The organism is Rhizobium sp. G21, assembly GCF_014158035.1.
Classification (GTDB): Bacteria; Pseudomonadota; Alphaproteobacteria; order Rhizobiales; family Rhizobiaceae; genus Rhizobium_E.
In genome coordinates this window covers 909,342-935,609 of the sequence record NZ_JACFXW010000001.1, presented here as the reverse complement: position 1 = coordinate 935,609, position 26,268 = coordinate 909,342, and the positions used below count along the sequence as shown (strand labels likewise).

General features: G+C 63.3%; 26 protein-coding genes and 2 pseudogenes. 14 read left to right on the top strand and 14 right to left on the bottom strand.

Annotation, left to right across the window (positions count from 1 at the left end):
• Nucleotides 1-77 precede the first annotated feature (77 nt).
• Entirely contained in the window at nt 78-2,231 is a 2,154-nt protein-coding gene (locus H2O14_RS04745; protein ID WP_182826722.1) for an AMP-binding protein, read from the top strand.
• Here H2O14_RS04745 and pssA read toward each other — a convergent pair whose 3' ends face one another.
• The 3 genes from pssA to alr form a co-directional block, all read right to left on the bottom strand.
• Nucleotides 2,232-3,128, bottom strand: a complete 897-nt coding sequence (pssA, locus tag H2O14_RS04740) for a CDP-diacylglycerol--serine O-phosphatidyltransferase (RefSeq protein WP_182826721.1) — start codon at nt 3,126-3,128, stop codon at nt 2,232-2,234.
• An 11-nt stretch (nt 3,129-3,139) separates the two neighbouring features.
• Nucleotides 3,140-3,838 carry a phosphatidylserine decarboxylase gene (locus tag H2O14_RS04735; RefSeq protein ID WP_182826720.1) on the bottom strand — a complete coding sequence of 233 codons (699 nt, stop codon included), beginning with the start codon at nt 3,836-3,838 and terminating at the stop codon, nt 3,140-3,142.
• Nucleotides 3,839-3,968: 130 nt separating this feature from the next.
• Nucleotides 3,969-5,081: an alanine racemase gene (gene alr, locus H2O14_RS04730; RefSeq protein ID WP_182826719.1), complete on the bottom strand. Its 1,113-nt coding sequence runs from the start codon at nt 5,079-5,081 to the stop codon at nt 3,969-3,971.
• Nucleotides 5,082-5,184: 103 nt separating this feature from the next.
• Between alr and H2O14_RS04725 the strand changes: the two genes are divergently transcribed.
• The 5 genes from H2O14_RS04725 (at nt 5,185) to H2O14_RS04705 (ending at nt 7,731) form a co-directional block, all read left to right on the top strand.
• Nucleotides 5,185-6,045: an AraC family transcriptional regulator gene (locus H2O14_RS04725; RefSeq protein ID WP_182826718.1), complete on the top strand. Its 861-nt coding sequence runs from the start codon at nt 5,185-5,187 to the stop codon at nt 6,043-6,045.
• A 63-nt stretch (nt 6,046-6,108) separates the two neighbouring features.
• Complete coding sequence (locus H2O14_RS04720) at nt 6,109-6,801, top strand: AzlC family ABC transporter permease (RefSeq protein ID WP_182826717.1); 693 nt, start codon at nt 6,109-6,111, stop codon at nt 6,799-6,801.
• A complete protein-coding gene (locus H2O14_RS04715; RefSeq protein ID WP_182826716.1) occupies nt 6,798-7,100 on the top strand; it encodes an AzlD family protein in 303 nt (100 codons plus the stop codon). Before H2O14_RS04720 ends, H2O14_RS04715 begins: the two co-directional genes overlap by 4 nt.
• A 150-nt stretch (nt 7,101-7,250) precedes the next feature.
• The gene (locus H2O14_RS04710) at nt 7,251-7,478 is read left to right on the top strand and encodes a CopG family transcriptional regulator (protein ID WP_182826715.1); all 228 of its coding nucleotides are present in this window, start codon (nt 7,251-7,253) and stop codon (nt 7,476-7,478) included.
• Nucleotides 7,462-7,731, top strand: coding sequence for a type II toxin-antitoxin system RelE/ParE family toxin (locus H2O14_RS04705; RefSeq protein ID WP_182826714.1), 270 nt, complete (start codon nt 7,462-7,464; stop codon nt 7,729-7,731). The genes H2O14_RS04710 and H2O14_RS04705 overlap by 17 nt, the downstream gene beginning before the upstream one ends.
• A gap of 29 nt (nt 7,732-7,760) precedes the next feature.
• On the opposite strand, the gene H2O14_RS04700 is transcribed toward H2O14_RS04705, so the two are convergent.
• From H2O14_RS04700 to H2O14_RS04660, 9 genes are all read right to left on the bottom strand, one after another.
• Nucleotides 7,761-9,263 (bottom strand): replicative DNA helicase, encoded by a 1,503-nt coding sequence (locus H2O14_RS04700; protein ID WP_182826713.1) that lies wholly within the window; start codon nt 9,261-9,263, stop codon nt 7,761-7,763.
• Between the two features lie 231 nt (nt 9,264-9,494).
• A complete protein-coding gene (locus H2O14_RS04695; protein ID WP_182829267.1) occupies nt 9,495-10,772 on the bottom strand; it encodes an SAM-dependent methyltransferase in 1,278 nt (425 codons plus the stop codon).
• 264 nt (nt 10,773-11,036) lie between these two features.
• A complete protein-coding gene (gene rplI, locus H2O14_RS04690; RefSeq protein WP_182826712.1) occupies nt 11,037-11,612 on the bottom strand; it encodes a 50S ribosomal protein L9 in 576 nt (191 codons plus the stop codon).
• Between the two features lie 113 nt (nt 11,613-11,725).
• Complete coding sequence (locus H2O14_RS04685; protein WP_182826711.1) at nt 11,726-12,604, bottom strand: DUF2232 domain-containing protein; 879 nt, start codon at nt 12,602-12,604, stop codon at nt 11,726-11,728.
• A 191-nt stretch (nt 12,605-12,795) separates the two neighbouring features.
• Nucleotides 12,796-13,044 carry a 30S ribosomal protein S18 gene (gene rpsR / locus H2O14_RS04680; RefSeq protein WP_137154006.1) on the bottom strand — a complete coding sequence of 83 codons (249 nt, stop codon included), beginning with the start codon at nt 13,042-13,044 and terminating at the stop codon, nt 12,796-12,798.
• Between the two features lie 12 nt (nt 13,045-13,056).
• Nucleotides 13,057-13,497 carry a 30S ribosomal protein S6 gene (rpsF, locus tag H2O14_RS04675; protein ID WP_182826710.1) on the bottom strand — a complete coding sequence of 147 codons (441 nt, stop codon included), beginning with the start codon at nt 13,495-13,497 and terminating at the stop codon, nt 13,057-13,059.
• A gap of 265 nt (nt 13,498-13,762) precedes the next feature.
• Nucleotides 13,763-15,211 carry a glycosyltransferase family 39 protein gene (locus H2O14_RS04670; RefSeq protein WP_182826709.1) on the bottom strand — a complete coding sequence of 483 codons (1,449 nt, stop codon included), beginning with the start codon at nt 15,209-15,211 and terminating at the stop codon, nt 13,763-13,765.
• Between the two features lie 171 nt (nt 15,212-15,382).
• Complete coding sequence (locus H2O14_RS04665; protein WP_182826708.1) at nt 15,383-16,525, bottom strand: hypothetical protein; 1,143 nt, start codon at nt 16,523-16,525, stop codon at nt 15,383-15,385.
• 38 nt (nt 16,526-16,563) lie between these two features.
• On the bottom strand, nt 16,564-16,761 hold the full coding sequence (locus H2O14_RS04660; RefSeq protein WP_182826707.1) for a hypothetical protein: 198 nt from the start codon (nt 16,759-16,761) through the stop codon (nt 16,564-16,566).
• 232 nt (nt 16,762-16,993) lie between these two features.
• Between H2O14_RS04660 and H2O14_RS04655 the strand changes: the two genes are divergently transcribed.
• Complete coding sequence (locus tag H2O14_RS04655) at nt 16,994-17,461, top strand: TspO/MBR family protein (RefSeq protein WP_182826706.1); 468 nt, start codon at nt 16,994-16,996, stop codon at nt 17,459-17,461.
• A gap of 15 nt (nt 17,462-17,476) precedes the next feature.
• Nucleotides 17,477-17,893: a hypothetical protein gene (locus H2O14_RS04650; RefSeq protein ID WP_182826705.1), complete on the top strand. Its 417-nt coding sequence runs from the start codon at nt 17,477-17,479 to the stop codon at nt 17,891-17,893.
• Here the strand turns inward: H2O14_RS04650 and H2O14_RS04645 are convergent.
• A complete protein-coding gene (locus H2O14_RS04645; protein ID WP_182826704.1) occupies nt 17,883-19,127 on the bottom strand; it encodes a TadE/TadG family type IV pilus assembly protein in 1,245 nt (414 codons plus the stop codon). The two genes, H2O14_RS04650 and H2O14_RS04645, sit on opposite strands and share 11 nt — an antisense overlap.
• Before the next feature lie 101 nt (nt 19,128-19,228).
• Nucleotides 19,229-20,277 (bottom strand): annotated as a pseudogene (locus H2O14_RS04640) (aldo/keto reductase).
• A 173-nt stretch (nt 20,278-20,450) separates the two neighbouring features.
• Between H2O14_RS04640 and fabD the strand changes: the two are divergent.
• The 6 genes and pseudogenes from fabD (at nt 20,451) to H2O14_RS04610 (ending at nt 26,268) form a co-directional block, all read left to right on the top strand.
• Nucleotides 20,451-21,399 (top strand): annotated as a pseudogene (gene fabD, locus H2O14_RS04635) (ACP S-malonyltransferase).
• A 29-nt stretch (nt 21,400-21,428) separates the two neighbouring features.
• Complete coding sequence (gene fabG, locus H2O14_RS04630; protein WP_182826702.1) at nt 21,429-22,166, top strand: 3-oxoacyl-[acyl-carrier-protein] reductase; 738 nt, start codon at nt 21,429-21,431, stop codon at nt 22,164-22,166.
• Between the two features lie 283 nt (nt 22,167-22,449).
• Nucleotides 22,450-22,686 (top strand): acyl carrier protein, encoded by a 237-nt coding sequence (locus tag H2O14_RS04625; protein ID WP_137153999.1) that lies wholly within the window; start codon nt 22,450-22,452, stop codon nt 22,684-22,686.
• Nucleotides 22,687-22,784: 98 nt separating this feature from the next.
• Nucleotides 22,785-24,047: a beta-ketoacyl-ACP synthase II gene (fabF, locus tag H2O14_RS04620; RefSeq protein ID WP_182826701.1), complete on the top strand. Its 1,263-nt coding sequence runs from the start codon at nt 22,785-22,787 to the stop codon at nt 24,045-24,047.
• 113 nt (nt 24,048-24,160) lie between these two features.
• The gene (mltG, locus tag H2O14_RS04615; RefSeq protein ID WP_182826700.1) at nt 24,161-25,360 is read left to right on the top strand and encodes an endolytic transglycosylase MltG; all 1,200 of its coding nucleotides are present in this window, start codon (nt 24,161-24,163) and stop codon (nt 25,358-25,360) included.
• Between the two features lie 20 nt (nt 25,361-25,380).
• Complete coding sequence (locus tag H2O14_RS04610; RefSeq protein ID WP_182826699.1) at nt 25,381-26,268, top strand: YicC/YloC family endoribonuclease; 888 nt, start codon at nt 25,381-25,383, stop codon at nt 26,266-26,268.

The following is a 26,268-nucleotide window of genomic DNA, read 5'->3' as shown; positions in this document are numbered from 1 at the left end:
GCTTAGCGGCTCAATGGGCCGTGAACTCGAAGGCGGCCTCGCACATTCTGTCGTTTTGCGCATGATGGGGAGGACCCGTGAACCTCGTAAACGCTGTTATCGCCGTCATGGGCGGCGCACTCGTCACATGGCTGGTCACGGCATGGCGCGAAAAGTCCGGCTCTGCGCTCACCTATGGTCAAGCGCTGTCGCTGACCCTGATGAAGTTCGCGCTCGGCGCGCGCTATCGCGGCTTTCGCGAGTCGTCCGAGCTCGTGGGGCCGGTGATTTACGTCGTCGCCGAGCAGAGCCGGCTGGATCGCCTTTTGCTGAAGGCCTTTCTCCCGGTTGGCGTCTTTCATTTCAGGCTCGAAGGCGACGCCTCGCTCTATATGCCGCTCGTCCGTTCGGTCCTGGCGGGCCAGGGTCGACTGTGTATCTATGCGCCGAAAGAGGTCGAGCCGTCCGAGGCGACCATGGCGCGCTTCGCCGAGATCGGCGAGGCGGCCAAGCAGGCGACCGCCCGCATCGTGCCGCTTCACGTCTCCGGCGCACGCCATAGCGTCGGTTCCTTCTGGTCGCGCGAGAAGGCTCCGCGCAAAGCCTGGCCGCAGATCTCGGTCGTCGCCGCGCCGCCATTCGCCATGAACGACGCGACGGGGCACGCGCTTGCCGACCACATGGCCGATGGCCTCGCCGCGGCCAAGCTGCGCGCCGCCGAACTCGACCGCACGCTGTTTCAGGCGATGGTCGAGGCGGCCAAGCTCTACGGGCCGTCGCGCGATATCCTCGAGGATTCGCTCGGCGGACGCCTGACCTATCGCCAGGCGTTGATCGGCGTCCGGGTGCTGTCGCGGCGCTTCGCCGAATTTGCGCCGCGCGGCAAACCCGTCGGCGTGATGCTGCCCAATTCCAATGGCGCGGTGCTGACCGTGCTCGCGCTCGCCTCTGCGGGCGCCCCCGCGGCCATGCTCAATTACACCGCCGGCGCGGCGGCGATCGCCAGCGCCGCCTCCACCGCCGCGATCAAGACCGTGTTGACCTCGCGCGCCTTCATCGAGCGCGCGGAGCTCGAAAAACAGGTCGAACGCCTGATCGAAAGCGGTGTCCGGCTCGTCTATCTCGAAGACATCCAGAAAGAGATCGGCTGGTGGGAAAAGGTGCTGGGCGTGGCCCTATGGCGTTGGCCGGCCCGGCGCTCCGAGCCTACCGACGTGGCGATCGTGCTGTTCACCTCGGGCTCCGAGGGCGCCCCGAAAGGTGTCGCGCTGTCGTCGATCAACCTGCTTTCCAACGCCGCGCAGGCGGACTGCCGCATCGACATTTCACAGGAAGATACCCTGTTCAATGTCCTGCCGCTCTTCCATTCCTTCGGCTTGTTGGGCGGCATGGTGCTGCCGTTGGCCTATGGGGTCAGGCTGGCGCTCTATCCGTCGCCGCTGCACTACAAGATTATTCCCGGCGTCGCCCGCAAGGTGCGCCCGACCATCATGTTCGGCACGGACACGTTTCTCATGGGCTATGGTCGCTCCGCCAAGGAAGGCGATTTCGAAAGCCTGCGCATGATCGTCGCCGGGGCCGAGCCTGTCAGGCCGGAGACCCGCCGCATCTTTCTGGACCGCTTCGGAGTCCTCATTCTCGAAGGCTACGGGATGACCGAGGCGTCGCCCGTCGTCGCGGTCAATTCGACGAGTTTTTTGAAGGATGGCTCGGTCGGTCGGCTGCTGCCGGGCATGGATATGACTCTCGAACCCGTCGAGGGCATGGAGGACGGCAAGCGTCTCTCGATCGCCGGTCCCAACGTGATGATGGGTTATTATCTGCCGGAAGCGCCGGGCGTGCTGAGCCCACTGCATGGCAAATGGCACGACACCGGCGATATCGTGGAGATCGACGCGCGCGGCTTCATCACCATTCGTGGTCGCGCCAAGCGCTTCGCCAAGATCGCCGGCGAGATGGTGTCGCTCGGCGCTTTGGAAAAACTCGCCAATCAGGTCTGGCCCGAGGCCGATCACGCGGCGGTGGCCTTGGCCGATCCCCGGCGCGGCGAGAAGCTGGTGCTGCTCACCACCCATCGTCCGGCCGGAAAGAGCGACCTGATCGCCGGCGCCAGAAGCCTCGGACTGTCAGAACTGCTGATCCCCGACAGCATCATGGAGGTCGAGGCCATTCCCCGTCTCGGTTCGGGCAAGACGGACTATCCCGAAATCAACCGCCGGGCCATTGCGGGGCGCGCCGACGCATCTGTGTGATCAGTCGGTCGCCTCGGCTGCGCGGATCGTCTTGTCGTCGGGCACCACGCCTTCTTCCAGAGCCGTTTCATGCGGAGGAAGGCCGCCATATTTCTTCTGCCAGGCGCGCGCGCCGAAGGGCAGGGTGCAGAGATAGGCGATCGAGGTGACGGCGAGCACCTGCCAGGTGAAGCTCATCAGCAATGCGACATAGAGAACGACGACGAGAATGAAGGGCAGGGCGTTCTCGCGGCGGATCATGCCTTGCGCCTTGCCCGACCACACCGGCACGCGCGACACCAGCAGATAGCCGATCAGCACCGTATAGGCCGCCGTCGCATAGGCGAGGTAGCGTCGCATGTCGGGGCCGATATAAGAGGCGACGTCGAAGCCGAGAAAGCCGAGATAGACAGGGGTCAGCACCAGAAGCGCGCCGGCAGGCGCAGGGACGCCGACGAAATATTCCGACAGCCATTTCGGCTTGTTCGGCCTGTCGACCATGACGTTGAACCGCGCCAGGCGCAATCCGGCCGAGATGGCGTAGATCAGCGCCGCGATCCAGCCGATGGAGCGCGCGTCGTCGAGAATATAGACATAGAGCACCAGCGCCGGCGCGACGCCGAAATTGATGATGTCGGCGAGCGAATCCATCTGCACGCCGAAATTCGACGTCGCCCGCATCATTCTGGCGACGCGGCCGTCGATGCCGTCGAGAAACGCCGCCAGCAGCACCATGCTGACGGCGAGTTCGAAGCGGTTCTCGAAGGCGAGGCGGATGCCGGTCAGGCCGGCGCAGATGGCGAGCACCGTGATGAGGTTGGGCACCATCATCCGAAGCGGAATCTCGCGAAGGCGCGGCCCGCGCCCGCTGTCTTCTTCGACGTCCGCGCTGTCGGGCGGCAGGGCTGCGTTGTCCATGTGTCTCTCCGTCAGATGCGGCGCGTCAGCACCGGGCCTTTGTCGGAACCGAATTCGGCGAGCAAAGTTTCACCGGCGATCGCCGTCTGACCGATCGAGACCCGCGGCGTAAAGCCTTCCGGCAGATACACGTCGAGGCGCGAGCCGAAGCGGATCAGGCCGAAACGCTCGCCGGCGTCGATGGCCTGGCCGGCATGGGACCAGCAGACGATGCGCCGCGCCACCAGCCCCGCAACCTGCACGACGCCGATCTTTCCGCGAACCGTGTCGATCACCAGTCCGTTGCGTTCATTCTCGTCGCTCGCCTTGTCGAGGTCGGCGCTGAGGAACTTGCCTTCGCGATAGGCGATCTGGCTGATCGAGCCGCGCATGGGCGCGCGGTTCACATGGCAGTTGAACACATTCATGAACACCGAAATCTTCAGCATCGGCTCGTCACCGAGGCCGAGTTCGGCCGGGGGCGGGCAAACGGAGATCAGCGACACCTTGCCGTCGGCCGGGCTGATCACCCAGTCCTCGTCTTGCGGCACAGACCGCTCGGGATCGCGGAAGAAATAGGCGCACCATGCCGTCAGCACCATGCCGACCCAGAACAGCGGATACCAGATGAGGCCCAGCACCACGGAGGCCACGAAAAAGGCCAGGATGAACTTGTGTCCCTCGCGGTGAATGGGAACAAGGGTGCTCTTGATCGTGTCGACCAGGCTCATGGTGGGAAAAACTCCTGTTTTCGTCAGGCTTTGGCCTAGCGCGAAATGGGCGCCCCTTCAACCATGTTCAAGATGCGGGTGGGGATAGTTCGCGTCTTGGGCCCGAAGAAGGACGCAAATGGGCCGTGCGTCAGACGATGCGTCTCACATAGCGCTTGCCGAGACTGGTCAGCAATTCATAGCTGATCGTGCCGGCGGCGCGGGCGGCGTCTTCGATCGGAACATTGGGCCCGAAGAATTCGGCGTAATCGCCGGCTCGCACGAGACCTTCGGGTATTTCGGTGACGTCGACCATGGTCAGGTCCATGGTGATGCGCCCGAGGATGGGCGCGCGATGGCCGGAGATCATGACCCCGCCGGATTTGAGGCCCGTATCCCGCAAGGGGGCGCCGGCGCCGGACGCCGCGCGATGCCAGCCGTCTGCGTAACCCGCTCCGAGGATGGCGATGCGGCTGTCGCGGTCGAGTTTTTCGCACGCGCCATAGCTCACGGTCTCGCCGGCTTTGGCGGTGCGGATCTGGATGATCCGCGCCTCGGCGGTGGCCACCGGGCGCGGCGAGAAGCCGGCCAGCGTCAGCCCGCCATAGAGAGCAATGCCGGGTCGGGTGAGATCATAGTGATAGTCCGGCCCCAGCAGAATTCCAGCGGAACTCGAAAGGCTTGACTCGGCCTCTTCGAAAAGCGCGGCAAGCGGTTGAAAAGACTCGTTTTGCCGCGCATTCAGAGCGTTGTCGGCTTCATCGGCGCAGGCGAGGTGGCTCATAACCACGACAGGCTCGCCTCCCGATTGCGCATAGGCCGAAGCCTGTGAGGGCGCCAGCCCGAGACGGTTCATGCCGGTGTCGATGAACAGGGCATGGTCCAGCGCTCCGCCCAAGCCGGCGATCAGATCCAATTGTTCGGGCGAAGCGGCGACCGGAATGATCCTGCGGCTGATTGCGAGGGCTTCCTGGCCGGACCAGAGGCCGGAGACGGAGAAGATGCGGGCGTCCGGCGCAAGCGCGCGCAGGCATGCGCCTTCCTCGATCGTCGCAACGAAGAAGTTCTTGCATCCGGCGCGCACGAGCGCCGGAGCGATAGCCTCGACGCCGAGTCCATAGGCGTCGGCTTTCACTGCGGCGCCAGTCTGCGCCTTGGAGCGCGCCGCGATGTCGCGCCAATTGGCGACGCAGGCGCCGACGTCGATGGTGAGGCGGCTGGCGGCGACGGTGAAATCGGGCGGCGGGAGAGGATCATGGCGCATGCGGGCTGGAATAAGGGCAAACGCCGCGCGGGGCAACGGCGGCGGCAGGGGCCCCGCGCATTTTGTTCAAGACCCTCGGCGCGGCGTCTGATAGGACGGGCGCATGCATAACATTTCCCAGCGGCAAGCCTCCGACGCCATGCCGACCGATAAATCCGAACATGCGCGGTTCTGGCGGGACGCCCGCTTCAGGGATATGGAATGCATGCGGGCCACCTTCATCACCCACGAGTTCTCGCCGCATTCCCACGACACGTTTTCGATCGGTTCGATCGAAGCCGGCTGCCAGATGGCGATGATCCGCGGCGCACGGGAAATGACCGGGCCCGGAGCACTCTATCTCATCAATCCCGGCGAAACCCATGACGGCCAACCGGGGGCCGAAGACGGCTATCGCTACCGCATGATCTATCCGGATACGCAGGTGTTCACGGAAATCCTGGAGGATGTCAGCGGAAAGGTTCTCCACGGCGCGCCGAGTTTCCAACGGCAACTGATCTCCGATCCGCATCTGGCCGAGCAATTCTGCCGCGCCCATCGCGCCATCGAGGAAGGCGCAAGCGCGCTCGAGGGCGAGGAGAGCATGTACACGGTGCTGCTCGAAATATTCTCCCGTCACGGCGCTCAGATCGTCGCACCGCCTGATCATGCGGAGCCGATGGGCGTGCGCCGCGCCCGCGACTACATCGACGCCCATTATGAGGAGGAGATCTCGCTGGACTTGCTGGCGCGCATCGCCGGTCTGAGCCGCGCCCATCTCATCCGCGCTTTCCGCAAGCACTATTTCATCACGCCGCATGCCTATCAGACCGATCTGCGCATCCGCCGGGCGAGGCGGCTTCTGCGCCGGGGCGCAGCGCCGTCGGAAACGGCGATGATATGCGGTTTCGCCGATCAGGCGCATCTGACGCGGCATTTCAAGGCGCGCACCGGGGTGACCCCCGCTGTTTTTCGCGCCGGCTGATCAATTTCCTTCAAGACGCGCAATTCCGATCGCGCTATGCGGCCAACGCTTGAAGGAAACACAATGAAAAACACCAGAGCCGACATGCTCCTCGGAGCCCGCACGATCTTCCCCATCATCATCGCCGCCTTTCCCATCGGCCTCGTCTTCGGCGCGGTCGCGGCGGGCAAGGGCCTGTCGCCGCTCGAAGTAGGCCTGATGAGCGCGCTCGTCTTCGCCGGCGGCTCGCAATTCGTCGCCATGGATCTCTGGACGCATCCGGCGTCCTGGAGCGCGCTCGGCTTCGCTGCGCTTTTGGTCAACATGCGCCATGTGCTGATGGGCGCATCGCTCGATCGCGCCCTCGGCGCCTTTCACGGTCTTTCGAAGCCGCTCGCGCTGATGACGATGGCGGATGAGAATTGGGCGTTCGCCGAAGCGCGGTCGCGCGCGGCGCCGCTGACGCCGGCCTATTACTTCGGCATGGCCGCGCCTTTCTATCTGAATTGGATCGCTTCGAGCCTGGCCGGCGCAGGCCTCGGCGCGCTGCTCGGCGATCCCGCCCTGACCGGCCTCGACTTCGCCTTCCCGGCGATGTTCATCGTGCTGGTCATGGGCTTCTGGAAGGGCCGCGCCACCGCGCTCGTGCTCCTGGCGAGCGGGGCCGCGGCCGTCGCCACGCATCAAACCGTCGGCGGCGCCTGGCACATCGTCGCGGGCGCGTTAGCCGGCCTCTTTGTCGCCACCGCGCTTGCGCTCAAGGGAGACGCCGCATGAGCCTCGATCCCGCCACGCTCCTCGCCATCATCGCCATGGCCGCCGCCACCATCCTCACCCGGCTCGCCGGCCCCATGCTCATCCGCGTCGTGCCGATCGGCCCGATCGCCCGCCAGGCCCTCGACGCCATTCCGCCCGCCGTTCTCATGGCCGTCATCGCGCCCACCGCCTTCGCCACCGGCTGGGCCGAAACCATCGCCTGCGCGCTCACCGCTCTCTCCGCCCGCCGCCTGCCGCTGCTCGCCAGCATCGCGATTGGCGTGGCGGCGGTGTTCGTGCTGCGGCGGGTCGGGTTGTGAGATGTTCTTCACAAACAGTCTGACACGCCAATTGACCAAGGCTTTGTCATTTTCAGAGTGAAGCCGCATCTATGGCTACAGTTGAGAAAATTTTCAGAGTGTGCATTAGTTGAGAGGGCTTGCACGTCCCATGCCTCCGCGAGGTGACCCATGAACCTGGTTCTGCGCCTGCCAAATGATCTAAAGGAGAAGCTCGACGCAGCCGCCCAGCGCGAGGGGGTTACCCCTGACACGCTGGTAATTTCCGCGCTGCGGGAGCACTTGGCCGAGATGGAAGATATAATCATCGCGGAAGAGCGGCTGGCTGATCTTGAAGCTGGCCGCTCGAAAACGGTGCCGCTGGAAGAACTGGTGGCGATTTATGGCGTGGAAGATTGAGTTCGACGAGCGCGCCGTGAAAGACCTATCAAAGCTCGACCGCCTCCAAAGCCGAAGAATCATTACCTTCTTGTATCGGAGGCTCGCTCTGTTGGACGATCCCCGGTCCATCGGCGAGGCGTTGAAGGGAAAACGTTTTCTCGGCATGTGGAAATACCGTGTCGGCGACTACCGCTTGATTGCGCGTATCCGCGACCAGCAAATCACAATCGTCATATTGCGCGTTGGGCATCGCAGCCAAGTCTACGATTGAAAAGGCCAGGCTTTCGCCCGACCCATCCCTCAATGCTCTTCATATTGGGCGAAGCTCGGGTCCGCCAGATCCGCGAAACGCGTGAATTCGGACTGGAAGGCGAGCTTGACGGTGCCGGTCGGTCCGTGGCGCTGCTTGGCGATGATGACGTCGGCCGTGCCCTTGACCTTGTCGAACAGCTGTTCCCATTCGTTGTATTTGGGATCGTCGGGATCGCGGGGCTCGAGGTTCTTGACGTAGTATTCCTCGCGGAACACGAACAGCACCACGTCGGCGTCCTGTTCGATCGAACCGGACTCGCGAAGGTCCGAGAGCTGCGGGCGCTTGTCTTCGCGGCTTTCCACCTGACGCGACAGCTGCGACAGCGCGATGATGGGAACATTGAGCTCCTTGCCGAGCGCCTTGAGGCCGGTGGTGATCTGGGTGATTTCCTGCACGCGGTTCTCACCCGATTTTCCGGAACCGGTCATCAGCTGGATATAGTCGACCACCATGCAATCGAGGCCGCGCTGGCGCTTGAGGCGGCGGGCGCGGGCCGACAGCTGGGCGATGGAGATGCCGCCGGTCTGGTCGATGAACAGCGGGATCTTCTGCATCATCTGCGAACAGGCGACAAGCTTTTCGAAATCGGCTTCGGTGATGTCGCCGCGGCGGATCTTGGAGGATGAGACTTCCGTCTGCTCCGAGATGATGCGGGTGGCCAGCTGTTCGGCCGACATTTCGAGCGAATAGAAGGCGACGACGCCGCCGTTGCGCGCCTTGAAAGATCCATCGGGCAGCACTTCCGGCTCGTAGGATGCGGCGATGTTGTAGGCGATGTTGGTGGCGAGCGAGGTCTTGCCCATGCCGGGACGTCCGGCGAGAACGATCAAGTCCGAACGCTGCAGACCGCCCATGCGGGCGTCGAGCGAGTGGATGCCGGTGGAAATGCCCGACAGGCTGCCGTCGCGCTCGAAGGCGGCGCCAGCCATGTCGATCGCTTGCGACACCGCGTCGGCGAAGGACTGAAAGCCGCCGTCGTAGCGGCCGGTTTCGGCGAGTTCGAACAGGCGGCGCTCGGTGTCCTCGATCTGCGTCTGAGGCGGCATGTCGAGCGGCGCGTCATAGGCGATGTTGACCATGTCCTCGCCGATGGTGATCAGCGAACGGCGCAGCGCGAGATCGTAGATCGCGCGGCCGTAATCCTCGGCGTTGATGATGGTGACGGCGTTTGCGGCGAGTTGGGCGAGATATTGCGCCACCGTCATGTCGCCGACTTTTTCTTCGGCCGGCAGGAAGGTCTTGATCGTCACCGGATGGGCGGTCTTGCCCATGCGGATGATGTCGGCGGCGACCTCGTAGATGCGGCGATGCAGCGGCTCGTAGAAATGCACCGGCTTCAGGAAATCCGACACGCGGTAATAGGCGTCGTTGTTGACCAGGATCGCGCCGAGCAGCGCCTGTTCCGCCTCGATATTGTTCGGAGCCTCGCGGTGATGCGGTGCAGCTTCGGTATTGCTGATGGCGCTCAGTCTGCGCGCGGCGTCCTTCATGGTCGTCTGCCTGTCATGAATCTGTTGTCGGCCATCTATAGGGGGCAAACACTCCCCGGAGTCGATTGCCGCCGCTTTTTCCGATTCTTTTGTCCGATGTCCACAGGACGTCGGGCATGGTGGATAACTTTTTCCTTGAACCTGGCCCGGAATTGACCAGGCCGAATCGGAAAAGGCCTGAGCGACTATAGATCAGGCCCTTGAAATTAAAAAGAGAATCGCGCGCCGGAACTACTCCGCCGCCTCCTGCGGAAAGCGCGCCACGCCTTCGCCCTGACGCTGCTCGATCGCGCGCAGGCAGGCTTCCGCCTCGTGGATGTAATCGCGCGTCAGCGGCACGGCTTGCTGGTCATGGGCGAGCTGGATCTGGAAGATGACCAGATTCTGCCAGCGGAAGGCGCTTTCGGAGCCGGCGAGGTAGAATTCCCACATGCGGCAGAAGCGCTCGTCATACAGCGCCTTGGCCTCGTCGCGCCGCGCCATGAAGCGCTCGCGCCAGGCTTTCAGCGTCTCGGCGTAATGCAGGCGCAGGATCTCGATGTCGGTGATCTTGAGCCCTGATCGCTCGATCGCCGGCATCACTTCCGACAGCGCCGGAATATAGCCGCCGGGGAAGATGTATTTCTCGATGAAGGCGTTGGTGGTGGCGGGCATGTCGGTGCGGCCGATCGTGTGCAGCAGCATGACGCCATCCTTCTTCAGAAGCTTGGCGCATTGCTGGAAATACTGGTCGTAGAAAGGGCGGCCGACATGCTCGAACATGCCGACGGAGACCAGCCGGTCGAACTGCTCCTGCACATGCCTGTAGTCTTCGAGTTCAAAGCGGACGCGCTCGGCGAAGCCGCCATCCTCGGCGCGCTTGCGGGCGACGGCCAGCTGTTCGTCCGACAGGGTCACGCCCTTGACCGAGGCGCCGAGGAAACGGGCGAGATAAAGCGCCATGCCGCCCCAGCCGCAGCCGATGTCGAGCACGGAGAGGCCGGGCCGCGTCATCGCCATCTTGGCGGCGATGTGCCGCTTCTTGGCGAGTTGCGCCTCTTCGAGATCGGTCTCTTTGGTCTCGAAATAGGCGCAGGAATATTGTCGATCCTTGTCGAGGAACAGATCGTAGAGCGCGCCGGTCAGGTCGTAGTGATGCTGGACGTTCCTGCGCGACCGGTGCGCGACGTTGAACTCCTTGAAATGCCGCAGCTTGTAGCGCAGCGCGGCGATCGCCTTCATCCATGGACGTTGCTGGAACTCCCCGCCGGGATCGCCAGTGAACACCGCCTCCAGAAAATCATACATGTCGCCCTGGACGAGATCGATCTCACCCTCGGCATAATAGTGTCCGAGGTAGAATTCCGGATTGCCGAGTATGCCGCGCTCGGCGCGTTTGGTGTTGAAGCGGATATGGACCGGTTTTCCGTGGCCGCCGCCGTAATGTCGGGACTTGCCGTTCGAGAAGGTAACGGTGAGGTTGCCACGGCGGATGATGGTCGAAATGAATTTATGCAGAAGAGCATGCAACATGGGTGTCACCACGCGACAGATTCTGACTGCGGCCGGGGCGGTAACGATGACGCGACGGTAGCAGCACCTTACGAAACGTTAATTATTCTTTAAGCTACCAAAAAAGTCGCGTTTTCAATAGGAAAATTGCCCCTGTTGAAGCAGGCTCCGGCTGGCGATGAAATAAGCGGCATTTATGGTAAATTTCAAAGAGAAACGCCTCCGGTTTTCACCAGAGGCGTTGTCTTTGAGGCGTGTCTGGAAAGTTTCCAAATGGCCGGATCAGATTTCGTCGTCTTCCTCGACGGAATTCGGATCGAAGAAGTCTTCCGGACGCAGCGCGTCTTCGTCGACGCCGTAGATGGCTTCGGCGGAGGTGAGGTCTTCACCCTTGGCCTGGCGACCGGCTTCATCGGCCGAGCGGGCGACGTTGAGCTCGATCTCGATCTCGACTTCCGCATGCAGGTGCAGAACAACCTTGTGCAGGCCGATGGCCTTGATCGGGGTATTCAGGTCGACCTGGTTGCGGCCGATGTTGAAGCCTTCGGCGGCGAGCACGTCGACGATGTCGCGCGCAGCGACCGAGCCGTAGAGCTGGCCAGTTTCGCCGGCGGAGCGAACCACGATGAAGGACTTGCCTTCGAGCTGGTCGGCGACCTTCTGCGCTTCCGAACGGCGCTCGAGGTTACGGGCTTCGAGCGTGGCGCGCTCGGATTCGAAGCGAGCCTTGTTGCCGGCGTTGGCGCGCAGCGCCTTGCCCATCGGCAGCAGGAAGTTGCGGGCGTAGCCGTCGCGAACCTTCACGGTTTCGCCCATCTGGCCGAGTTTGTTGACGCGTTCGAGAAGAATGACTTCCATTGTCTTGTCCTTTCAGAGTTAGGTGTTGGCGTCGTTTGCGGGTTTGTTCTGCGTCAGCGGGATGGCGCGACGCGGATTGGCGAGCCCGCCGGCGATGACCAGCAGGAAGCCGATCACGGGCAGGAAGAAAAAGTCAGCAGATAGACCAGCACGAGGCCGGGAAAGCCCCAGCTCTTGCCGCGCAGATAGGCGTGGATCACCGCGAAACCGGCGAGCAGGAAACCGCCGGCGCAGGCGCCGACCAGGCTCGCGCCGATCATGCCGATCTTGCCGCCGACGAACATCGCCGCCAGGCCGGCGATCAAGACGACGATGGCCACCCGGTTCATGCGCAGGCTGGTCGCCATGTCCTCGCGCGGGCGGAGGTTGCGGCCGGCGGCGGAGAGGAAGCGCATCGCGAAATAGAAGCCGGCGAACAGCGCGATCATCATCTGCATCGCCTGGGCGAAGGGCCAGATCACCCGGATCAAGGCGATCATTTGGTCGCGGGGCAGCGTGTCCATCTGGGCGCCGGCGCCGCTCATATCCGCCATCATCTGCTGCATGGCGTCGGCGAGCGCAGCATAGAGCGCCTCGATATGCGGCGAGGCAAGCGTAGTGTAGACCGAGGCGATCGCCGTCAGCACGGCGCCCGCGAACAGCACGTCCGAAAGCGGATACCATGCGGTGGCGGTATCGGGGCCGCCGATCTCGCTCGCGGGGCGAGACATGTTGGCGAGATGGCTCATCACCGCTGCGGGAACCAGCGGAGCCGCGGTCATCAGGAAAGCGAGCGGGGAAGACAGAAGAACGGCGTTGGCGAGCGCCGCCGTGCCGATCGCGACGATGCAGGCGAGAAGACCGAAACCGAGGCCGGCGGCGAAGATCGCGGCCATCGACAGGAAGATGAGGATGATCGAAAGCGCGACGAAATACCCGCCCGCAGCCATCAGAACGGCGGCGGCCAATCCGGCGATCACGCCGATCAGGATCGGGTTCATGGTTTTCGTCATCAAACTCTCGCTGTCCTGCGCCCGAGGGGTTCGCAGTTAGGGGAGGCGTTTCCGCAAGGTCCCCAACATGGGATTTCAAAGTTCCGATCCGCGCCCACCGCGGAAGGGAAAGGGGAGGGCGAAGCCGCCGTCCCCTCAAGTCATGACGCAGAGTCAGATGACGCTGAGTCTTGCCGCAGAGTCAGCCGCGATTAAGCGACGACGTAGGGCAGCAGGCCGAGGAAGCGGGCGCGCTTGATGGCCTGGGCCAGTTCGCGCTGCTTCTTCTGGGAAACGGCGGTGATGCGCGAAGGAACGATCTTGCCGCGCTCGGAAATGTAGCGCGACAGGAGCTTGACGTCCTTGTAATCGATGCGCGGCGCATTGGCGCCCGAGAACGGGCAGGTCTTGCGACGACGATGGAACGGACGGCGCGCCGGAGCGGAGGAAGTGTCAGCCATTACAGGATCTCCTTAGGATTCGCGCGGACGGAACGGACGGTCGCCATCACGACGCGGCGGACGGTCGCCGTCTTCGCGGCGCGGACGGAACGGACGGTCGCCATCTTCGCGGCGCGGACGGTCGTCGCGGTCGCGCTTCTGCATCATGGCGGAGGGGCCTTCCTCGTGAGCTTCGACCTTGACGGTCATGAAGCGGAGGATGTCTTCGTTGTAGCGCTCCTGGCGCTCGACTTCCTGCATCGCGGCAGCCGGGGCGTCAACGTCCATGAGAACGTAGAAGGCCTTGCGGTTCTTCTTGATGCGGTAGGTCAGGCCCTTGAGGCCCCAGTTTTCGATGCGACCAACTTTGCCGCCAGCGGCTTCGATCACGCCCTTGTAGGTTTCGACGATAGCGTCGACCTGCGGGGCTGCGAGATCCTGACGTGCAAGGAGAATGTGTTCATAGAGAGCCATGAAACTCTTTGCCTTTCTTGCGTTTCATCAATCCCATCCGGTTTGGCGCCAAGCCTCAACGACTGATCTCAGGGTGCGAGGCGGACCTCGCGGGCAAGAAAAGCGTCTTTACGGTTCACGGTCGAGAGCGGAGACACGGGAAGCCGGAACCCTCTGGCTCCAAGCGGTTTCATTCTCGAAACCGGCCTTCCGTACAGCCACCAGCCAATAAGACCAGATGTTTGATGTGCGGGCTTATACACGGAAAGCCGGGGATTGCAACCCCTCAGCCGCGCGGCTCCAGGCAGCCAACTTGCGTTTCATAGGCGTAGATCGTTCGCCCGCGATAATAGCCGTTGTCCGGCGTCCAGGCGGCGAGAAGTTTCGGCTGTGCGACCTCACAGATGAAAGGTTTCCGGGTAACGAATAGGACGCGCTCGGCCATGTCGAAATCCATGGAGCGGGCATAACTGTTCTCCGGGGGCGGATAGGGGAATGTCTGCTCATAATAGTTTTCTGGAAAGCCCGCCGGTGCGCGCGCCTTCAGCGTCAGTGTCGAGTCGCGTAGCGTATGGAAGAGGTCGGCGAGCATGTCCCGGTTGTCGGAGACGATAATTGACAGACCTGCTGCGCGGGCCAGTTCTTCGGCCTTCAGGCTCACCTCGGAACGGCCGGTATTGCGCTTGATGAGACCGAAGGGGATCGCATCGGGAAAAGCGGGCAGGATCGGGAAGGCCAGCGCAATCGCCCCCGTCAGCGCCAGCGACAGCGTCAGCCCGCGCGGCCAGAGCCGGGCGAGCAGCATCACGGCGACGATGGCGCCGGCGGCATAGGCGGAGGCCGCCCAATTGGCCTCGGCCTTGGCGATCAAGGCCTGCAACGTGATCAGCCCCACCACCGGCAGCGACAGCCAGAGAAGGATGCGTTCATGCGGCTCCGCCCGCCGGCGGATCGCCAGAAAGCCAGCATAAAGCAGCGCCGCAAACAGGATTGGCCCCATCACCGCCAATTGCGCGCCGAAGAATTCCAGCGCCTTGAGCGGCTTCAGCGCCATCTGGTCCCATCTGGCTATGTCTTCCGTATGCTTCACCGTCGCGCCGCCATGGGTGAGGTTCCAGAGAAGATTGGGCGCGGCGACGAGGGCCGCGACGACGACCGAGATCGCGAAATCGCGGATGGCGATCCGCGCCTGCGGGATGAGCAGAAGCGCCAGCGCGCCGCCCGGCAGCAGGAACAGCAACGCATATTTGGACAGGAAGGCGCAGCCGACGCCGAGGCCCATGACGAGCGCGAGCGTGACAGACCGTTTTTCGGTGAGGCCGAGATAGGCCCACAGCGTCAGCGCGATGAAGAAGATCAGCGGCACGTCGGTGGAGAACATATAGGCCGACAGCGTGACGGCGGGGATGGCGATGTAGCTCGCGCCCACCCAGGCGGCGTTTTCCGGCGAAGTCACGCGCCGGGCCGCCGCCATCAGCATCAGCGCATTGGCGGCGTGCAGGAGCGGGCCGCACAGCCTGATCCAGACAATGTCGCTCGAACCGGACGCGCCCGTGACCGCCGCGATGATCCAGGCGATCATCGGCGGCTTGGAGTAATAGCCGAAATCCAGATGCTGCGACCACAGCCAGTATTGCGCTTCGTCGACAAACAGGTCGGTGCGATCGAAGGCGAGCCAGACGATCCGCCAGACGGTGACGGCGAGGATGATGACGAGGCTGGCGCGGACGGTCATTGCGGGCTCACTCTGCGGCGGGGCCGCGACAACGGCCGGGTGCTCACCGGTTGCGGACATGGAGCTCGACGACAATGTCGCCGTTACGGGCGGAAAAGGCGATGGCGCGTCCCTTTGATACGACCTGCCTGACCACGCCGCCGGGATCGAAGAGCTCGGCTTTACGCTCGATTAGCCAGACGCGATCGGCTCCGTCAATCGCCTTTTGCAGCGCGGGAGCATCCGAGGTCTCGATCGCCGGAGCGCCGAGATTGGTGATGTAGCGGCGCGCCGCATCCCGCACTGGAAACGGCCCCGGCGCAAAGAGGATGGGGGCAGGTCTGTCTGGCCGGGGGCGTAAAAGGCGAACGGCGCGAAGACTTCGTTGGGCGAGGCGACGATGCGGTCGCCCGGCCGGCTCTCGCGCGCGATCGTCGCGACGATCTCGCGCCACGGCTCCTTCACCGGCTTGCCGCCGAGGATCGTCGCCGCGTTGCTCAGGACGATGAGCAGCACGGTCGCGATGGCGAGCCCGCGCCGTCGCGCCGCCAGATCGGCAAGGCCGATTGCCGCGACGACGAGGCAAGCCGGCGTCATCCAGGCGAAGAGCCGGTCGATGAAGATCGGTTTTGCGATGAAATGTGTGGCCAGGACGAGAGCAAGCGGCAGAAAGAGCGTGGTTGCCGCAAAGATCGCCACCGGCCTGTCGATCGCCCATAGCCGCCGGAAGCCGAGCGCCATTCCGACGACGACGGGCGCAACGGCGAAGCCTCCGCCTGAAATCAGCGGCAAGACCGCGAACGCATCGGCGGCTTTTGCCTGCGTCCAGAACGGCATCGCCGCCATCGCGCGGCCCTGTTCGAGAAAAATCGGCAGAGCCGGCGACCAGATGATCAGCGCCCCGAGCCCGGACGCGACGATTCCCGCCAGGCTGCCAAACATATTGGGCGGACGGACCATGATGACGGCGACGGCGAGACCGGACCACAGACCGAGGCAGATGAAGAAGCCGGTGTTGTGAAGCCAGAGGATGAGGCCTCCGGCGACCGAGAGCAGCGCGAGATCGGCCAGGACCGGCGTCGATCGCCCCGCGCGGTTATCGCCGAGGCGCTTGATCAGCCGCAGGCTGGCGAACATCGCCACAGTCACGAAAAGCGTCATCAGCGCATAGGGACGCGCATCGGCGGCCCTGTTGACCATGTCGCCATGCGCGGCCAGCAACAGCGCCGCCCCCAAGGCGATGGCGTCGCCTCGTTTGGGCAGGTCGAGGAGACGCGACGAACAGGCGACGAGGCCGATGGCGGCCAGATCGGCGACGAGCGAGAGGCTGCGCAACCCGGCCTCGCTCCGTCCGAACACCGCCGACCAAGCTTTCAATAGCGAATAGAAGAAAGGTGGATGGGTTTCATAGGAGGGCGCGTCGCCCCAGAGCTCGGACAGTGATTTGGCGGAAAAAGCGCGCTATAGGCTTCGTCGAGCCAGAACGATTCCCGGGTCAGACCCGGTAGCCGGATGGCGGCCGCCAGCGCCAGGACGGCGAGGCAGGCCAGGCCGAAACGTTTGATGTCCATCGCCGAGCTTGCCTTCCTGAAAGCGAGAGCCGTCGCTTTTGCGTTGGCGTCCTCACTATCTAGCGAACAGGGTTAGCAATATCTGAACGACGCCTGTTCTTTGTAGCGGGCGGCCGTCGACGGCTACTTCGCCGTTTCATCGCGTCGAGCCTGGTCGGAGGAGCGAGCCAACGGGCCGGCGCAGACGTAACAAGGACAACCGAGCCCGAAGCGGGGCCGCAAGGAGGCGCAAATGTCGCAGACTTCCCGTTCCACCGTCACCCTGATCGCATTCGTCGCCGGGGTTCTTGGCGTGGGGATCTATATCGGAATGTCCAATCCACCCGGCGATTGGTACGCCAACCTGAACAAGCCGCCTTTTAATCCGCCCGCTTGGGTTTTCGCGCCGGCCTGGACCATCCTCTACATCCTGATCGGCATCGCCGGCTGGCGCGTGTTCATGCAGGATCGTCATGGCCCGGAGATGAAGCTCTGGGTGGCGCAGATGGCGCTCAACTGGGCCTGGTCGCTGGCCTGGTTCACGCTGCATTGGCGTTGGGGATCGGTCGCCATCGTCCTGGCTCTGTGGGCCGCCATCGCCGGCTTCATCGCCACGACCTGGCGTCGCGATCGCCTCGCGGCGCTGCTGTTTGCGCCCTATCTCGCCTGGGTCAGCTTCGCCACGCTTCTGAATGTTTCGCTCGTGCTTCTCAATCCGTGAGGAAAAGGATCGTTCATGCCCTATGTCAGCATCACCGGCATGCGGGTGCGCAGCGTTTGGCGTCTTCCGCGCTTCGCCTTCCACGCCGTCCGCAGCATGTCGCAGGCGCGGCGCGCGGAAGGCAATCTCTTCGCCGATGCGCGCAAGATCGACGGCGTCCATCACACGCTGACGGTCTGGACCGACCGCACCGCGATGCTCGCCTATCTACGCGCCGGCGCCCATCGCTGCGCCATGCAGGCTTTTCCGACGCTGGGGATGGGCTATGCCTTCGGTTTCGACGCCGCGACCCGGCCCGATTGGACGGCGGTGCATGCGCTCTGGCTGGCCGAAGGCGTGCGTCGGGTCGATCAAAGGTCGGAAGGCGCGCCGGTTGAGGAGCGCGCATCCGCGTTGCCGCCACAAGGCGGACGGCCTTTCGTCACTCCGTAAGCCGCGCCCCCTCGCTGCCGGAGGATCCGCCATAGGCCGAAATCTTCCAGTTCGCCGAGTTTATGATCATCTGGTTGACGACCATCGAGATCTTTTCGGTGACATTGGTGGTGGAGTTGTAGGTCACGTTGCGGTTGGGCAGATAGATGATGCCCTCGAGGTTTTCGCCGTTCGAGCCGTTGAAGATATATTGGGTCTTGTTGGCGTTGTTGGAGGCGTTCGAGGTCTTTTCGAACATCAGCACGCCTTTATAGGTCCCGCTGGTGGGCGCAGAGGCGGTGAAGGTCAGGCCGCCATTGGCGCGGATTTCGCTGCTCACGTCCGGGAAATAGAAGGTGACGCCCGTCGCGTTCACCGTCGCGCCGGAGTTGATGATCATCCGGCCCTTGATGATGTGCAGGCCCGGCTTGAAGGTGATGGTCGGGCTGCCGTTGAAGCCCGTGTCGCAATGGACGCCCGGCTCCATCGTCACCGTATTGCTGTTGAAATATCCACTGGTGGTGCATGTCGAGGGCACCGTCGGTTCCGTGAAAGCGCTTGCATAGGGATCGGTCTGCGCCGCGCAGCCCGTCTTGAGATTGGCGAGCGTGCCGCCGTTCTTGATATAGTTGACGCCCTTGACGCAGAATTCGGCCAGGTTGATCGTCGAGCCGCTGTTCATGATGAACGCCGGATTGGCGGTCGACCGCACATGCATCTTGCAGTCGCTCGAGGTCACGTTCGCGCCGGAATTGATGAGCACATCCTGTCCCGAACTGCCGAGCACGGTGATGCAGGGGCCCGATTGCGACATGGCCGCCGTTGATTTCACCCTGAGCGTGAGCGTCTTGAAGCCGAAGAGACCCATGAAGCTGGTGTTGTAGGATCGGGTGAACGTCGCCGTCAGCGAATTGTCCGAATTGGTCTTGAGCGAAAGTTGGGTGGTGTAATCGATCGTCTCGAGCTGGCGCGGCTTGCCGTCCGGCGCCAGCGTCGCGCCGAGAAAATTGGCCGACATGTATTTTTCGATGATGCTGCGGCGCGACGCATCGGTGGTTTCGCGCACGGCCGCCAGCACGCCCGCATCGAGCGACGACTGCATCAGCTGCCGTTGATCCGACGCCATGCCGTAGTCTATCGCCGCGCCGACGCCTCCGAGAACGACCGGCATCGCCAGGGCTGCAACCAGAGCCACATTGCCTCTTATATCGTGGAAAAACGCCCGAAGGACATCGAGCGTTGGTAAATTTCTCATGCCGCAGGCTCCAGATGAAAAGCTCATCTGTATCCTAGCGGAACATGAGTGAAGATCGGGTTTACCCGATCGTTACGATTGTCCCGAAAATCAGGCTTCTCTCAAATAGGCATCGGATATCGCCTGATCACGCCGGCAATTTCCTGCTGAATTTCGGGGAAAGCGCCAGATCGGCAGCAGAGAGATTGATCTTCAGCTGCTCCATCGTCGTCGCGCCGATGATCACCGAAGTCATGAAAGGCCGCGTCAGGCACCAGGCCAGCGCCATGGCCGACGGGTCGAGCCCATACCGGCGGGCGACGTCGACATAGGCCGCAACCGCCGGCTCCTGCAGCGGCTGGAAGCGGCCGCCGAGATCGCCGTTGATGGCGGCGCGACTGCCTTCGGGCTTTTGGCCGTTGAGATATTTTCCGCTGAGCAGACCGGCGGCCAGAGGCGAGTAGGAGAGGAGCCCGACCTGTTCGTGATGGGTGAGTTCGGCATAGTCGAAATCATGGGCGCGATAGAGCAGGTTATATTCGTTCTGTACCGAAGCCATGCGCGGCAGCCCATGCTTTTCGGCGAGGTCGAGGAACTGCATCGTGCCCCAGGCGGTTTCGTTGGAGAGGCCGACGGCGCGGACCTTGCCGGCCTTCACCGCTTCATCCAGCGTTTCCAGGCATTCGAGCATATTGTCGAGGATTTCGGCCTTGGGCGGCTGCTTCTCCGGATGGTAGTTCCAGATCTGGCGGAAATGATAGTGACCGCGATTGGGCCAGTGCAGCTGGTAGAGATCGATGTAATCGGTCCTGAGGCGCTTCAGCGACTGCTCCAGCGCATCCTCGATCTCCTTGCGGTTGATCGGCGCGCCGCCGCGGATATAGCTGCGGCCCGGGCCGGAAATCTTGGTCGCCACGACGATCTTGTCGCGATTGCCTCGCGCCTTCATCCATTCGCCGATGATGGATTCGGTCGCGCCTTGCGTTTCCGCCGACAGCGGCGTGACCGGGTAGAGTTCGGCGGTGTCGAAGAAGTTGACGCCGGCCTCGACCGCATGGTCCATCTGTTCGAAACCGTCGGCCTGGTCGTTCTGGTCGCCGCCCCAGGTCATGGTGCCCAGGCAGATTTCTGACACGGAAATGCCGGTCCGGCCGAGAGAATGGAATTTCATGGGAAATGGCTCCGATGTGAAAATCGGGCGAAATGTAGGCCGATTTTATTGCGCCGCAAGATGGCGGAACGGGAGAATATGGCGGGAAAAGCCTGATTATCTCGGAGCGCGAAGCTTGACAGGCTGCAACATTGTGTGAATTGGAAGACAAAAACCATAAAGGGAGACACCCAATGGCGGTCGCATTCACCTTTCCTGGCCAGGGCAGCCAGGCCGTCGGCATGGGCAAGGACCTCGCCGAGGCTTTCCCTGAAGCCCGCGCCGTGTTCGATGAGGTCGACGAAGCGCTCGGCGAAAAGCTGACCACCACGATGTGGGACGGCCCCGAAGACAGGCTGACGCTGACGGCCAATGCCCAGCCGGCGCTCATGGCCGTGTCGCTCGCCGCCATCCGCGTGCTCGAAGCCCGCGGCCTCGATCTCGAGAGCAAGATCGCTTATGTCGCCGGCCATTCGCTCGGCGAATATTCGGCGCTTGCCGCCGCCGGCGCTTTCTCGATCGGCGACGCCGCACGACTGCTCCGCATTCGCGGCAACGCCATGCAGGCCGCGGTTCCCTCCGGCAAGGGCGCCATGGCCGCCATCATCGGGCTGGAACAGACGGATGTCGAAGCCGTCTGCGCTGAAGCCTCTGAGGCTGACGGTGGTTGCCAGATCGCCAATGACAATGGCGGCGGACAATTGGTGATCTCGGGAGAGAAGGGCGCGGTCGATCGCGCCTGCGCGCTCGCCACGGCAAAGGGCGCCAAGCGCGCCATTCTCTTGCCGGTGTCGGCGCCGTTCCATTCGTCGCTGATGGCGCCTGCCGCCGATGCGATGGCGGAGGCGCTGTCCAAGGTCACGATCAACAGCCCGGTCGTTCCGGTGATCGCCAATGTCGCGGTCGCCCCGGTGACCGATCCCGCCGAGATCGCCTCGCTCCTCGTCAAGCAGGTGACCGGCCAGGTGCGCTGGCGCGAGACGGTGGAGTGGTTTGCCACCAACGGCGTGACCACGCTTTATGAAATCGGCGCGGGCAAGGTGCTGACCGGGCTCGCGCGCCGCATCGACAAGACCGTGACAGGCGTGGCCGTCAACGGCCCGCAGGACATCATCAGCCGCGCTTTCGGCCCTCAACGGCTGATCCGGCGCCAACAGAAGAGAGGAAGTCTCATGTTCGATCTTTCCGGCCGCAAGGCGTTGGTGACCGGCGCTTCGGGCGGCATCGGCGAGGAAATCGCCCGCGCGCTCTACGCCCAGGGCGCCATCGTCGGCCTGCACGGCACCCGCCGCGAAAAGCTCGAGGCGCTGGCCGCCGAGCTCGGCGACCGCGCCCATATCTTCACGGCCAATCTCAGCGACCGCGCCTCGATCAAGCCCTTCGCGGCCGAAGTCGAGGCCGGCCTCGGCGGCGTCGACATCCTCGTCAACAATGCCGGCATCACCCGCGACGGCTTGATGATGCGCATGAGCGACGACGACTGGGACGCGGTGATCGCCGTCAACCTCACCGCCGCCTTCACGCTGACACGCGAACTCACCAGCCCGATGCTGAAGCGCCGCTACGGCCGCGTCATCAACATCAGCTCGGTGGTGGGAACGACCGGCAATCCGGGTCAGGCCAATTACTGCGCGTCCAAGGCGGGCATGGAAGGCTTCACCAAGTCCTTCGCCGCCGAAGTCGCCAGCCGCAACATCACCGCCAATTGCATTTCGCCCGGCTTCATCGAAAGCGCCATGACCGAAAAGCTCAATGAAAAGCAGCAGGACGTCATCTCCGCTAAGATCCCGATGAAGCGCATGGGCAAGGGCGCGGAAATCGCCGCCGCCGTGGTTTTCCTGGCGTCTTCCGAGGCGTCCTACGTCACCGGCCAGACCATTCACGTCAATGGCGGCATGGCGATGATCTGAGAACGGGGATGAGTCGCAGGCCTTGTCGCAAGCCCTTGATATTGGGTGTTGAACAGGCGCGGGCGGCTCATTTTCTGGCTTTGCGCGGGAATTAAACCGTGTTAAGCCGCAAGAGACTGAGTGCAGTCCTTGTCTGCCAGGTTCGCGATAAAATCGGTTTAGACCGGATTTGGACGCGAACGGCTGAACGGAACCGCTAAAGACCCGACAAGGGCGCGCGGTTTAAAAATGGTTAACGGCGTCATAACGGCGCACGACATGAACGAAGGTCGAGGAATCCGACATGAGCGATATCGCTGAACGCGTGAAGAAAATTGTGATTGACCATCTCGGCGTCGAAGCCGAAAAGGTCACCGAAGCCGCCAGCTTCATCGACGACCTGGGCGCCGACTCGCTCGACACCGTCGAACTCGTCATGGCCTTCGAAGAAGAATTCGGCGTGGAAATCCCTGACGACGCCGCCGATTCGATCCTCACGGTCGGCGACGCCGTGAAGTTCATCGAAAAGGCTCAGGCTTAAGCCTTATCGAGTTGAGCGCTTGCCGTCGCGGTTTTGGCCGCACGGCAAGCGTTTTTTCTATTGTCTAATGATAAAACGCATAGGGTGGAGGGCAAACCATGAGACGTGTCGTGATTACGGGTCTCGGCATGGTGACCCCGCTCGGCTGTGGCGTCGACGCCACCTGGGCGAACCTGCTCGCAGGCAAGAACGGCGCGCGCAAGGTCACTGAATTCGAAGTCGAGGATCTGCCGGCCAAGATCGCCTGCCGGATTCCGCTCGGCGACTACAAGGACGGCGCGTATAATCCCGACGAGTGGATGGAGCCGAAGGAACAGCGCAAGGTCGATGCGTTCATCGTCTACGGCATGGCAGCCGCCGACATGGCGCTGGCCGATGCGGGCTGGAAGCCCGAGACCGACGAAGACCAGATCCAGACCGGCGTCCTGATCGGCTCAGGCATCGGCGGCGTCGAAGGCATCGTCGAGGCCGGCTATACGCTGCGCGACAAGGGTCCGCGCCGGGTCTCTCCCTTCTTCATTCCCGGTCGCCTGATCAATCTGGTCTCCGGCCAGGTGTCGATCCGCCACAAGCTGCGCGGCCCGAACCATTCGGTCGTCACCGCCTGCTCGACCGGCGCGCACGCCATCGGCGACGCCGCCCGTCTCATCGGGTTCGGCGATGCGGACGTGATGGTGGCCGGCGGCACGGAATCGCCCGTCAGCCGCATTTCGCTCGCCGGCTTCGCCGCCTGCAAGGCGCTGTCGACCGCCTATAACGACGAGCCCCAGCGCGCATCACGCCCCTATGACAAGGACCGCGACGGCTTCGTCATGGGCGAGGGCGCGGGCATCGTCGTTCTGGAAGAACTGGAACACGCGCTGGCGCGCGGCGCCAAGATCTATGCCGAAGTCGTCGGCTACGGCCTTTCCGGCGACGCCTATCACATCACGGCCCCGTCGGAAAACGGCGAAGGCGCCGAGCGTTGCATGCGTATGGCGCTGAAGCGCGCAGGCCTCGAGCCCTCCGACATCGACTATATCAACGCTCACGGCACCTCGACGATGGCCGACACGATCGAACTCGGCGCCGTCGAGCGACTGCTGGGCGAACACGCGGCCAAAGTGTCGATGTCGTCGACCAAGTCGGCCACCGGCCATCTGCTCGGCGCCGCCGGCGCGATCGAGGCGATCTTCGCGACGCTGGCGATCCGCGACAATATCGCGCCGCCGACGCTGAACCTCGACAATCCCGAGGTGGAGACGCAGGTGGATCTGGTGCCGAAGACCGCGCGCAAGCGCAAGATCGACGTGGCGCTGTCCAACTCCTTCGGCTTCGGCGGCACCAACGCCTCGCTGGTGTTGAAGCGCTACGCGGCCTGAGGCCCTAGCGGCTCCGCTTGCGCGGGGCCGCCGCATGACTTTCCTGTTTCTGCCGCAATGCCGCTTTAGGAAAAGCCGGTTCTGCGTCGTGAATCAGTTTTCGAGGACTTCAGGTGACCGAACCCAACCAGACAACCAATGGTCAGTTTGGCCGCCAGGACAATGGCGAGGCAGGCGGGCGTTTCATACCTCAGTCGGCCAACGAGGCTCTGAGGCCCGAAAAGGTGCCGTCGCCGCCGAAGCGCTCGCGCGAGGCGCGCAGCCAACTGGTGATCTTCCTGAATTTCGTCATGAGCATGATCACCTTGGCGACCGTCGGCGCGGTCGCCCTGGTCTACTATGCCTTCCACGAGTATCAGGCTCCGGGACCGCTCGAAACCAACACGACCTTTCTGGTGCGCGAAGGCGCGGGCGTGAAGGAGATCGCCAGCGCGCTCGAGCGCCGCAACATCATTTCGCAGGCGCGGATCTTCTCGAGCGTCACGAGTTTCCTCGGCGCTGGCGAGGCCATGCGCCACGGCGAATACGAGATCAAGTCCGGTGCCTCGATGGAAGAGGTGATGGAGCTGTTCCGCTCCGGCAAATCGATCCAGTATTCGATCACCTTTCCGGAAGGCCTGACGGTCAAGCAGATCTTCAAGCGTCTCGCCGCCGATCCCGTGCTCGAAGGCGAACTGCCTGTCGATCTGCCGCCGGAAGGAAGCCTGAGGCCCGACACCTACAAATTTACCCGCGGCAGCGATCGCAAGGCCATCGTCGAACAGATGAAGGCCAGCCAGTCCAAGCTCATCGAACAGGTCTGGAATCATCGCGACAGCGATTTGCCGATCGAGAGCAAGGAAGATCTGGTCGTTCTCGCATCCATCGTCGAGAAGGAAACGGGCAAGCCGGACGAACGGCCTCAGGTCGCCTCGGTCTTCCTCAACCGCATCCGCAAGAATATGCGGCTGCAGTCGGATCCGACCATCATTTACGGCATCTACGGCGGTGACGGCAAACCGGTCGACAAGCCGATCACCCAGTCCGACAAGACCAAGGAAACGCCCTACAACACCTATGTGATCAAGGGCCTGCCGCCGACGCCGATCGCCAATCCCGGCCGGGCCGCGCTCGAAGCGGTCGCCAACCCCTCGAAGACCGATTATTTCTACTTCGTCGCGGACGGCAGCGGCGGTCACGCCTTCGCCAAGACGCTGGACGAGCACAACGGCAATGTGCGTCGCTGGCGCCAGATCGAGGCGGAAGCCGCCAAGCAAAAGGCGGCGGGCGGCGAGACGGATGCAGAGGCAGGGGCGGCGCAGGACGCCAACTAAGCGGGGCGGGGCTTGAAATCATGACATTGCAATCCATGACCGGTTTCGCCCGGTTGGATGGACAGATCGGTCGTTACCAGTGGGCGTGGGAATTGCGCTCGGTCAATGGCAAGGGGCTGGATATCCGCCTGCGGCTGCCGCCCGGCCTCGATCGGCTGGAGGCGGAGGCGCGCCGCCGGCTCGGGCAGGTTTTCGCCCGCGGCAATATACAGGCGTCGCTGTCTTTGCAGGCCGGGGTCGGCAAGGTCGAAGCCGTCATCAATGACGCCGCTCTCGACGCCGTGATGACGCTTCGCGAGCGCCTCGGCGATCGCATCGATCCTGCTCCCTTGAGGCTCGACACGCTTCTGTCGATCCGCGGCGTGGTCGACTTTAAAGAAGAAGACGAGGATGACGGCGCAAAAGATGCGCTGGACCGGGCGGTGTTCGAGGGACTGGATAAGGCATCGGCCTCGATGAAGGCCATGCGCGAACGCGAGGGCGCGGCGCTCGGAGGCGTGCTCGGCGGCCAGGTCGACGTCATCGAACGACTGGCGACCGTCGTCGAACTCGATCCGTCGCGCAGTCCGGACCAGATCCGCGCCCGTCTGGAAAACCAGATCGCAGCTCTCCTCGACAGCCCGCAAGGCTTCGACCGCGACAGGCTCTACGCCGAAGTCGCGCTGATGGCGACCAAGGCCGATGTGCGCGAGGAAATCGATCGTCTCAAGGCGCATGTCGCCGCCGCCCGCGATCTTCTCGCCAGGGGTGGGCCGGTAGGGCGTAAGCTCGATTTCATCGCCCAAGAATTCAATCGCGAATCGAACACGATCTGTTCTAAATCCAACAGCGCGGCGGTCACGGCGGCAGGCATCGAACTGAAAGTCGTGATCGATCAATTCCGCGAACAAGTCCAGAATCTGGAGTGA